Raw genomic sequence first — 12,748 nt, 5'->3', positions numbered from 1 at the left:
AAAATCATAAAATCACAATTTATTTAAATGAGTCAACTGTTGTTGATGGCGTTGAATTGCCAGCAGGAACATCTCAATCTGATGCAATACAATTATTGCAATCAGGTGTTGCAACACCTGTCACAGATAATCCGAAATGGGAGGTTCGACAATGTATATCTTAGTAGCTCCTGAGACAACCGCAGTTGACCTCACAACAGTCAAAAGACATTGCCGCATTGATCACACTGATGATGATGTGTATCTGACATCTTTGATCAATGTTGCAACTGAGACAATTGAAGAAGAAGTTCAGAAAACACTTGTCACAACATCATACAGACTGCAGATTGATGCATTTCCTTGTGGTGTTTTTCAAGTTCCATTTCCGCCACTCATCACAATTGATGAAATTTCTTATCAGTTGAGTGGTGAGCGTGAGGTTCTTTCATCGAGCAAATATCAGGTTGATGAGAGCAATGTACCCGGACGCTTAAAGATTTTGCAGCAACCATCACATGATTCTGTTATGGGTGGTATCTGGATTGATTTTACTGCTGGTCATGAGCCAGCAAACGTGCCAGCTAAATTAAAGCATTGTCTGCTGATGCTGGTTTCTCATCTTTACGAAATGAGAGAACCAGTGACAACATTGAATATCAAAGATGTCCCGTGGTCAATTCAGTTATTGCTAAATCAAGAAAAATGGAACTTATTTTAATGTGTGGTTGCACGAGAGGGCGAAACATGGCGAGTGGCAAATATCGAAATCGGATCACAATTGAGCGAGTGACACGAGAACAAAATGAATATGGGGAATCAGTGGAATCATGGTCTACGTTGATGACTCTACAAGCTGCTGTGATTCCAGTCTCAGCCAAAGAGACAATCGAAAACCAGCAACAAAAAGAGCAGATCACACATACAATCTATGTGAGATACAGTTCTGATATTGCAGATCTCAATACAGATGATCGTGTATTGTTCGGGACAAAGATTCTGAATCTTTCATCTGTCATCAATGTTGGTGGTCGCAATCGAGAATATCAATGCACAGCAATTGAGGTGGTTAATTAATGGATTTACAAATTACTGGGATTAAAGAACTCGATAAACAGCTTAATCAACTTGAGAAAAAAGACCTCAAAAAGATGTGTAAAAAAGGTTTGCGTGAAGGGCAAAAGGTCATTCAAAAAGAGGTCAAAGAAAATATGCCTGTTGATAGTGGCGATGCGAAGAAAAATATTGTTGTCCGTGCGATGCCAGCAAAAGTAGTGAAAAAGCTTGGTGGCACGGTTGGTTTATTTGCTGGTAACACAAGAGCAGGATTTGAAAAGAAAACAGGCAAAGAATTCTATTTGCAATACATCGAAAATGGTAATGGCGACAATGAACCACAGAGACCATTTCAGCGGGCACTCGATGCCAAAGGTGAAGAAGCCAAGAGTAAGGCAATCAGCATCATTGCTCAAGAGTTGAATAACTATCGAGGTAAGAAGTGAGAGTATGCCAGATTACACATTTCCATCAGCATTAAAATCTTACATCGAAGGTAATGCCAATTCAGCACACTTTCCATTTACTACTAATGGAAATGATGTATCAGGCAATGATGTACATCTTACATTAGAAGGCAGTACAGCAATTGATAATGGTACGAATGTTGCAAATTTTGGTGGTCGACCACACTTATACTGTCCAACTGGTAGTAGTAATCGAGCAATAAATACAACTGATGACTTTATACCAGACGATGCTGATTTTTCGGTAAGCTGTTGGTTATATGTCTCTGGTGCTGGCTCCAATGATCGAGTATTTACATTTGGCACAGCAGCAAACGGATGGTATTTCTACAAGAGAAACACTGGACAATACAGGGTGCAAGGCTATTACTATGCAGATTTTGATGAATTTTCGGTAGGATTCAATATCGGCACTGCCTTTACTGGTGCTTGGAATCATCTTGTTGTCACTTATGATCACAGCAGCAAAACATTTGTAGCATATGTTAATGGCACATCAGCGGGATCAATGGTGATGTCAACTGGTGTGCGAGGGATCGGTACAAACAAGTTACAAATTTATGGCGATGCTTTTGGTGCAGTCCAAGAATTTTCTTTGTTTGGTGGCAAAGCTTTAACTTCTGGTGAGGTGTCAGAGTTATATAATTCTGGTGACGGTGTGCAATGGTCAGCATCTAGTGCCACAACTTACAACGAGACAGCAAGTGGTGGAATTGTTGCTGGTGGCGTGTCAACAGTAGTAGAGACAGAGCCACCAGTTGTAAATCCTGCCTGCCAATCTGCTGATTTGGAACTTGCTTTGATTCCATCATTCAACTCTGGTGGCACTTTTGACTTCGCTAAGAATCACACCATCACCAACAGTGGTGCTAGTGGTGAGATCAAGGAAGGCAAATATGCATTAGTATTTGATGGCACTGATACTTTGACTGTTCCAGTCAATGCAAATTTCGCTCAGACCAATGCACCATTCTCAATATCGATGTTTATTCAGTCTGATAATACAGACAATCCAAGAATTATTGATCGATCATTAAGCGAATGGATTTTGACCTATGAAGGAGCAACTGATCAAGTCCAATTCATCATCAAGAATTCCAGCAATCAAGACAATGTTATCTCATGCAGTGTTGATCTTTCCACCAGCAAACATATTTGTGTCACTTGGGACGGTACCACCACCGATTCATCAACTGGAACATCTGGTGTCACGATGTATGTTGACGGATCACCAGTCAGCATGGAATTGACACGATATTTCAACGATGGACCACAATATGATTCAGAATCTGCTATCACAATCGGAACCAATTTAACTGGTTGGCTCGACGACCTCAGGTTTTTTACTAAAGAATTGAACACAACTGAAGTTGAGCAACTATCAAGCAAACGTGGTTATTGTTTTGAGCCTGACGTATTCAATGAAGTTGGATCAGGTGGTGCTGTAGCTGGTGGTGCTGCGAGTGCTGGCAAATTATTTGAATATGATACTTCTGGCGGGATTGTTGCTGCTGGGATTTCAACATTTACAAAATTTGTAAATCCTGAAATTGCTGGTGGTCTCGTTGTTTCTGGATCAACTTCCCCAATTACAATAATTGTAATCGAATCAACTGGCGGTTTGTTTGCTAGTGGCTCAGTATCAGAATTATTTTCCCCGACAATATCTGGTGGCATTGTTACAGGTGGGGAATCTCTGATCTCAATCAGCAAGATTCATACTGTTACGGTAACTGGCGGTTGTGAATCTGGTGGAGTTGCGGTTGCAGCAACCAATTATCTTTGCTACTCAATAATTGAATCGAGTTCATCAACTGATGCAGACGGCACAAGAGCAAGACAAGTTGCAACTGCAATAACAACAACGTCAGCAACAACAGGTGTTGCAACTCGTATTCAATCAGGTTCTTCAACAATTGAAGCCATTGCTTCAATGTCATTGACTGGCAAAAAAACCACCAAAGCAAGTGGTTCAACAGCTTGCTCAAGTGAACTCGTTGCAGACAATCATCGTGCTAGACAAGCAAATCTGATTGTTACAAATTTTGTAACAATGTCGGCAACTGCTCAAGAGGTTCATGGTTCAAGTGTGGGATTTGTGGGTGCTGGTTCTGTATCTGGAGATGCAAGCAAGGTTCATTCGGCGATTGCCAGCATTGAGGCAGTTTCCAGCACTTCAGGAACTGCCTTAAAAACAACATTGACAATCAAAGAAGCGGCTTCAATTTGTTCCGCATCGTCATCGATGACGATAACAGCAACTCATTTCCGAAAAGCACATTGTTTAATTGTCTCTGAACAAGGTGTTGAATGTGTTGGGACTCGTACAACATCTGGGAATGCAATATTTGTAACAGATTCAACTTTTGATGTTGCTGGTGGGAAAATTAATCCAGCATCATCATTGATCGCTGGAGAATCTTTAATTGTTGCAATTGCTGGTAAGGTTCAATCCGCATTATTTGCGATTGCTCCAGAATTACAGGTTGTTGGAACACCAACAAAGACAACTCCAGCAAATTCAGCTATTGATTGTTCAGCAATCTTTGCAGCAAGTCCAACACGATGCCAATTTACAAATATTGTAATCACCCCAGTGTCTTCCATGCTTGCCACTGGCAACTCGATTTACTCAACTGGCTTATCAGTCTTGGGTGAATCTTCATTGTCCTTAGTGCCACAACTGGTTCGACAGGCAGAGATTGATATTGATTGCAACTCACAATTCAGAATTAAACCGTATCTGATCCCAAAACGATTGATGTTGGAGTTCTCAAGATGGGTTCAACTGCAAGATTTGTCTTTCAATTTGTATCCCCTATATCGTCCACGAACTGTTGCCTTACCATGTGGCACATTTACACGAATTTCCTCTGTCCCACTCAGGGATTTGTCTGCAAATTCTGGAGTTGTCAAAACTCGATTGCAAATCGATTTGTTTGCCAGCACTTACACTTCTTTAATTGCGATCAATGACGAGTTGCGATCATTGCTCAAGAGCTATTCAGGCAATTTCAAATCAATTGAGGTCTACTCAATCGAATTTGAAAACATCGAAGATATTGAGACAACTCCAGTAGACTCCTCTGATTCGCCAGAATTTCAGAGATCAATTGATCTTGTCATCACTCACACTGAGACGATCCCAAGCAATTCGGATTCACTTGTTGGATCATCAACAAGTCAACCAGAAGCTGGAGTTGTCGGTTTATTGTCTGGAATTGCTCCAGTCCATCGCCGCAGACCACAAGACGAGACAGAGACAAGCATTGTGTTTCGACGATCTTCAACATCTGAATTTGAATTGCTAAATGATGATGTTCTGTATTCTGTTCCAAATTTTGTAATCGAAGTGGTTGGCGATAATTACTCTGCCATTGATCCAATTGCCGCTCAAGTTCGTGGACGTCTTGAAAATTACACAGGCAACTCATCAGGTTCTGAAATTTGGTCAATCAGATTAACCAATGAATTTGATCGATGGACAAGACCAATTGACGCAACCGACAAAGGTGAAAAGATAATCAGGCAACAATATTCCGTGCTTTGCCTTACGCCATAAAATTTGATCGTAGCACCACTAAATAACTGCAAAGAACACTTGCAGAAATTTAGAAATTTAGGGGGCAGCGTGGCAATAAAGGCAAAAGGAACAACATTATCAGTCGAGTTTGCGACTGATACATATACAGTGATCGGCGAAGTTAAAAGTATCACAGGTCCATCTTTTGGTGAGGTCAGCACTCCCGAATCAACACACCTCACCAGTGCGGCACGTGAATATATTGCTGGGATGACAGGCGGTGGTACATTATCGTTCGACTTGCATTTCGATCCTGACAATGCAAGTCACAGTGCATTGAGTGATCTTGTGATTAACCCTGCAGTTGTTGGTTTCAAAGTCACATTTGCTGATGCGACTCCAGCAATTTATTCATTCGATGGCATTTTGAAGAACTTCGATATCTCAGTATCTTCATTCGATGACTTATTGAGTGCATCTTGCTCAGTTCAGATTTCTGGCTTGATCACAAAGGCATAACCATTGGCGTGGTTATTTTCTTCTCTCGGAGTAGCGGTGTAGCTACTCCTCTTTCATTACAACAATAAGGAGGCACATGGATAAAGATAAAATATTTAAATCAACTCAAGTAGACACCCGAGAAGTTGCAGACCTTTGGGGCGGAGAATCGCTCTGGGTACGTCCTGTTACTGCAAGACAATATAGTGATTTGGAATCGCTCAATATTGAGTTGGCATTGTCACTTCAAAAAGGCAAATTCGATAACAAATTGAAACAACAATTCAAAAACCATTTGTTGATTTGGTCAACTTGCGATTCTCGTGGCAAACTGATTTTTGATGAAGATGATTTGGAAAATATTGAAGGTCTCAATTCTCAATATGTTGAGCGATTGCTTGAGGCAGCAATGAGGGTGAATCCATTTACCAAAGCTGAGCGGGCGAACTTGGAAAAAAACTCAGAAGCTGCCCCAGACGGCAGCGAATCTTATCAATTGCTGTGAGTAGTGGACTTCCGCCATCAGTAATCGAAAACACTTGGAATTCAGTTGAATTAGAAGAAGCTTGCTTGATGGCTGGTTACAGCGATAGCTGGATTCAGACAGGAATGCTTTGTTCATTGATTGCGAACTTGGCACATAAGGACAATAAGAAAGTGCCTGCCGATTTCATGCCAATTACAAAAATTGTAAATGATCAAAACCAAGATCAACAAAAAGCTGTGATGGATCGGGCATTTAAATTGCTCGCAAAATAAAACCTACAATCTCCCATATATAAGGTATGGGAGCCGTAGGGAACATCTTGATCAATGCTATCGCCAATACGGGCAAGGCTGAGAAAAACATAAAGAATCTGAGAGGTACTGTCGGTACCTTGGGGAGCGGCATCGGCAGTTTAAAAACTGCCTTTGTCGGCTTAGTTGGTGTTATGGGGCTTGGGCTTGGTTTTTCTGCTCTCAAGTCTGGCGTTAAATCTGCAATGACTGATTTGGATCGTCTTGCAAAAACCGCAGATACCTTAAATCTTAAAGTTGGTGAATTGTCTGCGTTACAGCTTGGAGCAGGTTTAAGCGGCTCAGACGCTTCAACCTTGGAAAAAGGTTTGCAACGTCTGGTTCGTCGTATTGGCGAAGCAAAGCAAGGGCTTGGTGCAGGCAAAAAAGCTCTTGAGCAATTCGGATTGTCTGCTGACGATCTTGGAAAAATGAGCACAATTGATGTTCTTAAAACGATCTCCCAAAAGATTAAAGAATTACCAGATGCGACTGAGCGTGCCGCTGCTGCTTATGCCTTATTCGGGAGACAAGGACAGGAATTGCAATTGTTTCTGGGGCAAGGTGCTGAGGGCATCGATCAATTGTTGCAAAAAAGTGATGAACTTGGGGGCAATTTTGATCGAATCGAACTTGCTCAAGTTGAGTCTGCAAATGATCGCATTGCAGAGATGGGTTTCTTGTTCGATAACTTGAAGAAGAAAATGGCAATACAACTGATTCCAGTGATTGAGATGGCTGCAACTGCCATGACAAATTTCACTCAATCGATGTCAAGCAATGGTGCTGAAGTTCCCAATGCAATGAATCCTGCAATTGGTTCATTAGCTTACTTAGCTGACATGCTCGAACTGGTTTCAATGGGATGGGAGTTGATGCAGTACGCTGCAAATCGTGCCATTTCTCTTATTTTGGTTCCAGTGAAATATTTGGGGCTTGGCTTACAGAAAGTGATGAACCTGATACATGGTGAAGGTTCCACATCAGGTGGAGACGATCTTGCTGTATTCACTGACGGAATGTGGGATCAGGCATCTGAAGATTGGAATGCACTAGGTGACTCATTCATTGGTCAATCAGGCTCATCAAAAATCACTCAAGCCTTTGAAGACATGGCAGCAAAAAGCAGAGAATCAGCAGAAGCAACAGTCAACTCAATGCAAGATGTCTCAACTGGTGTTGAGGGTGCCGTCAACGAAGCTAACAACTCAGTATATGAGTTGATCGATTCACTTGAGCAACAGATTGCAACTTTTGGAATGTCCTCAGATCAAGCTAAGCTCTATCAACTTGCTCAAGATGGTGCAACTCAAGCAGTATTGGCAGAAGCCGAAGCACTTCAACAGCAGTTGACTGTGCTTAACGAGCAAACCGAAGCGATGAAAGAGGCAGAAGCAGAGCACGAAAAAATGCAATCGAAAGCAGAGCAGATTATCGAGTCAACAAAAACCGACATTGAGAAAGTTCAAGATCAGATTGGCGAATTAGATAGCTTGCTTGCAAGTGGCTTGATTGATCAATCGACATATGAAAAAGCGGCTCAAAATGCCCTCGATACACTAGATGAGAAATCAAGTTCCTCTAATGCAGGAACTTTTTCTTCTCTCGATAGTGTCTCAAAAAGCATTCAACAAGCTGCTTTAAATACAAAAGATAAAGCGGCTCAACAGCTTGATCAACTTAAAATGATCGCCACCAATGGTGTTAAACAACTCGACGAAATGAAGAAATCAAAGCAATTGTTACTTGCTTAGTCTGGAGGAAAATGGGGATAGCGTTACTTAAAGAAAACGTGGAATGGAATCGGGAGAGTCCATCGTATAGTCAAGATTATATTGTGACTGCTGATGGTTCAACTCCTGCTGCTGATGTTGCATGGTCTGCACTACGTTCTTTTGTTGGCGGCTGGTACTTGGGATCATTTTCCTTACCAGCAAGAAATGCTGCAACTGGTCTTTGGGCTATGTCTGGTTCCTTTTCTCACGAATTTGAAAATACTCGTGGCGGAATTATCCTCACCATCAACTATGGTGTCCCTGATGTTGAAACCCAAGAACAAGAAGAAAAAGAGAATGGTTCTTCGTCTTTGCAATTGGGCGATCTTTCTGTGTCAACTGGAGTTGATGCAATCAGTCTTGAAGAGGGATCATATGAATTCACAGAGGGCACTCGATCTGGTGAGAAGCTTGAAGGCATCACGCCATCAAAGAAAGTTGTGCAATCATCTGTTTCTATATCGAAGCATATGACAACTTTACCAGATTTGACTGATTATGTGGGTAAGGTCAATTCGGAGGAATTGACGATTCCTAGCTATCCAGCAATTGAAGCAGGTCGGGTTCTAATGGCTTCACCTTCAATATCGAAAACCTTCACAACTGATGCTTCAGATCGTTACAAAATCACTTTTAATTTTGATGTGTTGCACGATCACACTCACAACCAATTTTGGGATGGTGAAGCATGGAGTGCTGTTGATCCACCACCATTTGAAGAGATCGATTTGAGTGAGGCTTTTGTCGAGGGGGATTAAGTATATGTTAAGATTTACAGAATCCTTGAATGACCACTTGTGTGACAGTACACATGTGATATTGTTGCACATGTGATGTGGTTGCACATGTGTGCATTAATGATTTTTATTTTTGAAGGAGACGATCGAAATGAAAGTTTTTGGAATTGTGATTGTATTAATGTCGGCTTGCATCTTAATGCCTAGCACAGAAACAAACGCATTCTCGCCAAGAGAAGACCAAGAAAAAAAAATATACGAAAAATACGACGTTGTGTTTTTCAGTAAGGAGTTCAATGAAGGAGATATTCTTGCTCCAATAAAAATTGCCCTCGGAGATGAAGAAGAGTTGAGAAGAAAACTGCATCAACTGGGAGTCGACTTGGCGAAAATCGCAAAACTTTATGACGAATTTAATGCAAAAGCAAACATCGACACCTTTTATTTCGGTACTATTGGATGGAATGAGAGAAACGCTAGTGGTGTAGCAGCTGATCTACTTCCGAGATCATACGGATATAAGCACTATGTTGCTGTCAATTATTCAAAGAAATCCGCAGGGTATTACTTAATCTCAGGCCATCACGCTGAAAAGATTGAAAACATATACTACCGAGGGCCACTCTCGTTCATCAAGGCTGGTTATCAAATAATAAAAGAGGATGATGTCAATCGTAGGGAATCAAAGGGGGCTACTAAATATCATATGGATCGAGACACAAGTAAAAAAGATGTCGTTGGTGAAATTATAAAGTATGCAAATTATGTATCATCTAGGTCTCAAGGCAGAAATATTTCGAAAGATAAGCTGATTGGTATTCACGACTGCGTTAAGAATTGCATGAAAGCCTTGGAAAGAGATCGAGACGAAGTGAGACCGGGGCAGCACGAAGGATGGGCAAGAGAGCAAAGCAGTGAAGCCATAAAAAAAGAAATTAAGAAAAATTGCAAGAAAATTATAGCTATGATTTAGCAGGGTATCGCTGTTCTGATCGTTTTTGAAGGATGCTTTTCAATTTACTATTGTTGGTCCACACAAAGAATATTTATTTTGCTGACTGACAAATAATAGGCCACCAGTTAATTCTGGTGGCTTTTATTGTATTCAAAGATTTGATTATTACAATTAAAGTAAATATCAAAAACCTTCAATGCTGATTGGAAGTGGAAACATCCACTCCCCACTTCTTGTTCGCTGAATTTTTGGTCCTAAAGTCTAAAGTTCAGCGAATCTTACAATTAAATCTGCCCACGTCATCTGCTTGATGTCGTTTTCGTGGGCAAGCTCATGGCATTGCTCACACAGCAATTTCAACGTATCAAGCTCCTCAGAGCCTAGAATATCAGGGTATTCTGTGTGATGCACATGGCAACGTCTGCCCCATCGCTGGCACTGCTCACACTTGCCTTTTGCCCGCTTCCAGACGGCTTTTCGCTTTTGGTCCCAAATTTCGGAATTCAAATAATCGTCGTAAGTTAAGTATCTCATGCAAATATCTATGCAGGATAATTTAAGAAATTGCAGTAATTTCTTAAAATAGTATAATAGATACTATAATATTACATTCACAAAAGGAGTATTAAAGAATGAAACTATTATCAGAGATTGCAACTCAGCTTGAGCCACCATATACAACACTGGCGGCATGGCAATCAAGAGGTTCTCTTGATTGTGGGACAAGGGTAGGGAAGCGACTGTACTACACGGAGTCAGATATCGAGCGAATTAGGAATTCTGCTGTGTATCAGATATGGATTGATCGCAAGAATCGAAAGCTTTCGGTTTGAAAACAAAAAGCCATTGCCTGAAAGTATGGCAACAATAATGAAAGAATAAATATGAACACAAAAACAAAGGTTGAGATAAGATCATTCCAAGATCTTATGGAGTCAGCAAAAGAGCAAGAAATAAGATATGAAAAGCATAATCTAAATCAGCTTGAAGACATCATCACAAATGAACTCACTGAGTTATTGGGGATACCATATCGTGAGGCAAAAGGTGTTGCTGAGTCTGGTATTTTCCAATGGTATAAGAAAAACTTTCATAATGAAAGTTGAATAACCATAAAAAACCCTGCTGATTGTGTCAGCAGGGTTAAGTGAGTTGTGGTGTGGAGCCACAAGACAGTGTATGCATGGTGCAGCACTGTAAGGTATAGGTATATAATATCGTGATTGCAGAAAATTTACAAACTGAAAATATTGAACAGATCGATTGGAATAATGATCCCGATCTGAAAGACCCTGACTCATATGACTCTTCATCAATTGATGTCTTTGAGCAGGATGAGGCATTACAACAGACGATTGCAGTATTGCTGATTAAAAATGGCGGACCACTCCTTGCTGGATTTTGCAAAGCTGGCATCTCGCCAAAATCCTTTGTCAATAATACTCATGCTCTATTGGCAGAAGTAGCGGTAAGCTACTTTGAAGAATTTGGCGATGTGCCACCTCGTGAGGTGGTGGTAAATGAGATCAAGGAAAAATTGAAAGACGACAAAAACGCTCTGTATTACTTAGCAGACGTTAAAACACTTTATGATTATTTTGAGCCGAATGTATCGAGTCTCGAATATTGCCAGAAGAAACTGGCAGAATTTCAGAGATTGTCTCTGATTAAAAAAGGAATCTCTGAGTACATTAAAAAACCACACAGCATTGAATCGGCAGAGACATTACTTCAATCTGTCTCAGAGGCGGTCTCCGTCTCATGTGTAGACGTAGAGGCTGATTCCTACGCTCTAGGCGACAGAATCGATAACGTACGTCCTGAGTGGCTTGTGAGTAAGCTTATAAGACGCAATCAGATTAGTTGTATGTTTGGTTCGCCCGGGTGCCGCAAAACATGGCTTGCCATTGATCTTGCCTTATCAGTCGCAACAGGCACTGATTTTCTTGGCTCGATTCCCTGTAAAAAAGGGAAGGTCTGGTATATCGCTGCTGAAGGTGCCGACGATTTTGAATTGAGGGCTGAAGCCATCATAAGAGGTCGAGGTATTGAAAGACCATCAGGAGCCGATTTTCAATATCGGTTTATCCCATATGACTTTTCATCAGAGGCAGCCGTCAATCAATGTATTAAACACATTGAAAACAGCATTTCAAATGCTGATCTGATCGTGATCGATACATTGAGTAAAAATTTTAGTGGCGATGGCGACAATAATAAGGAAATCGGCAAATTCATTAACAGCATTGAAAAATTGAGATTGAAAACTGGTGCTCACATAATGACTGTGCATCACACAGGATGGTCACAGACCGAGAGAGAACGTGGAGCGAGTAATCTACGAGGCGGTATCGATACGTCAATATTGGTTGATTCTGATCAACAGAAAAGCACACTGGTTTGCAAAAAACAGAAAAGTGGCATCGAGTTTGACGATATTTGTGTCAAATTTGGTTTACAAATTTTGGAAGATTATCTCCAAGATGGTGAGGCAGTCACTGGACTGGTGGGTTATTTCGACAACTCGACTGATGATGATCAATTCACGCATTGTGTTTTGGCAGCATTTGGAGATGAGGTTGAGTTGAATCAGTCTGAGTTGGTGGATCGGGTCAAGGCTGATTGGTTGTCTCGGACTGGGGCTAATCTTGGCGTGAACAAGACTAGAAAAATGCTCGATGATCTGTCTGCAACAGGTTCAACAATTGTCAAGAAAAAAGGACTGAACAATGCCTCAATTTATAGTCTGATTGGAGGCAATCCTGTTTTACAGTCGTCGATTTGAAGTGACTAGAAAACCCTATAAATATAGGGTTTTCTGTTTTACACCCCCTAGAAATAGTAAAACTGTAAAACAGGCAATATTACTGGGATTCTGGGGCAGGCTAACGGGAATCAAATCCCCCGAAGGGGGGATTATGATCCCTTCCGTTTGCCATAGCATCCCAGACGCTTTGCCATAAGATTGTGTAATTCTGTTG

At 41.1% G+C, this 12,748-nt stretch carries 13 protein-coding genes; all 13 read left to right on the top strand.

The window, feature by feature from the left end; all coding sequences use genetic code 11:
* Window positions 1-151 precede the first annotated feature (151 nt).
* The gene (locus Pan54_RS24005) at window positions 152-700 is read left to right on the top strand and encodes a head-tail connector protein (protein ID WP_165441951.1); all 549 of its coding nucleotides are present in this window, start codon (window positions 152-154) and stop codon (window positions 698-700) included.
* Window positions 701-726: 26 nt separating this feature from the next.
* Entirely contained in the window at window positions 727-1,056 is a 330-nt protein-coding gene (locus Pan54_RS24000) for a phage head closure protein (protein ID WP_165441950.1), read from the top strand.
* Complete coding sequence (locus Pan54_RS23995) at window positions 1,056-1,481, top strand: HK97-gp10 family putative phage morphogenesis protein (RefSeq protein ID WP_146505967.1); 426 nt, start codon at window positions 1,056-1,058, stop codon at window positions 1,479-1,481. The genes Pan54_RS24000 and Pan54_RS23995 overlap by 1 nt, the downstream gene beginning before the upstream one ends.
* A gap of 4 nt (window positions 1,482-1,485) precedes the next feature.
* Window positions 1,486-5,064 carry a LamG domain-containing protein gene (locus Pan54_RS23990; RefSeq protein WP_146505966.1) on the top strand — a complete coding sequence of 1,193 codons (3,579 nt, stop codon included), beginning with the start codon at window positions 1,486-1,488 and terminating at the stop codon, window positions 5,062-5,064.
* A gap of 39 nt (window positions 5,065-5,103) precedes the next feature.
* Window positions 5,104-5,544, top strand: a complete 441-nt coding sequence (locus Pan54_RS23985) for a phage tail tube protein (RefSeq protein WP_146505965.1) — start codon at window positions 5,104-5,106, stop codon at window positions 5,542-5,544.
* Between the two features lie 76 nt (window positions 5,545-5,620).
* Complete coding sequence (locus tag Pan54_RS23980; RefSeq protein ID WP_146505964.1) at window positions 5,621-6,028, top strand: hypothetical protein; 408 nt, start codon at window positions 5,621-5,623, stop codon at window positions 6,026-6,028.
* Window positions 6,029-6,096: 68 nt separating this feature from the next.
* Window positions 6,097-6,282, top strand: coding sequence for a hypothetical protein (locus Pan54_RS23975; RefSeq protein WP_146505963.1), 186 nt, complete (start codon window positions 6,097-6,099; stop codon window positions 6,280-6,282).
* Between the two features lie 47 nt (window positions 6,283-6,329).
* Window positions 6,330-8,054, top strand: coding sequence for a hypothetical protein (locus Pan54_RS23970; RefSeq protein WP_146505962.1), 1,725 nt, complete (start codon window positions 6,330-6,332; stop codon window positions 8,052-8,054).
* An 11-nt stretch (window positions 8,055-8,065) separates the two neighbouring features.
* Window positions 8,066-8,833, top strand: a complete 768-nt coding sequence (locus tag Pan54_RS23965) for a hypothetical protein (protein WP_146505961.1) — start codon at window positions 8,066-8,068, stop codon at window positions 8,831-8,833.
* A 130-nt stretch (window positions 8,834-8,963) separates the two neighbouring features.
* Window positions 8,964-9,785 carry a hypothetical protein gene (locus Pan54_RS23960; RefSeq protein WP_146505960.1) on the top strand — a complete coding sequence of 274 codons (822 nt, stop codon included), beginning with the start codon at window positions 8,964-8,966 and terminating at the stop codon, window positions 9,783-9,785.
* A gap of 614 nt (window positions 9,786-10,399) precedes the next feature.
* A complete protein-coding gene (locus Pan54_RS26890) occupies window positions 10,400-10,600 on the top strand; it encodes a MerR family transcriptional regulator (protein ID WP_146505959.1) in 201 nt (66 codons plus the stop codon).
* A gap of 51 nt (window positions 10,601-10,651) precedes the next feature.
* Complete coding sequence (locus Pan54_RS23950; protein ID WP_146505958.1) at window positions 10,652-10,873, top strand: hypothetical protein; 222 nt, start codon at window positions 10,652-10,654, stop codon at window positions 10,871-10,873.
* A 113-nt stretch (window positions 10,874-10,986) separates the two neighbouring features.
* A complete protein-coding gene (locus Pan54_RS23945) occupies window positions 10,987-12,552 on the top strand; it encodes an AAA family ATPase (protein WP_165441949.1) in 1,566 nt (521 codons plus the stop codon).
* The last annotated feature ends 196 nt before the right edge of the window (window positions 12,553-12,748 follow it).

The organism is Rubinisphaera italica (assembly GCF_007859715.1).
Lineage (GTDB): Bacteria > Planctomycetota > Planctomycetia > Planctomycetales > Planctomycetaceae > Rubinisphaera > Rubinisphaera italica.
Note: the sequence above shows the minus strand (reverse complement) of the source record. Positions and strands in the feature narration are given on the sequence as shown.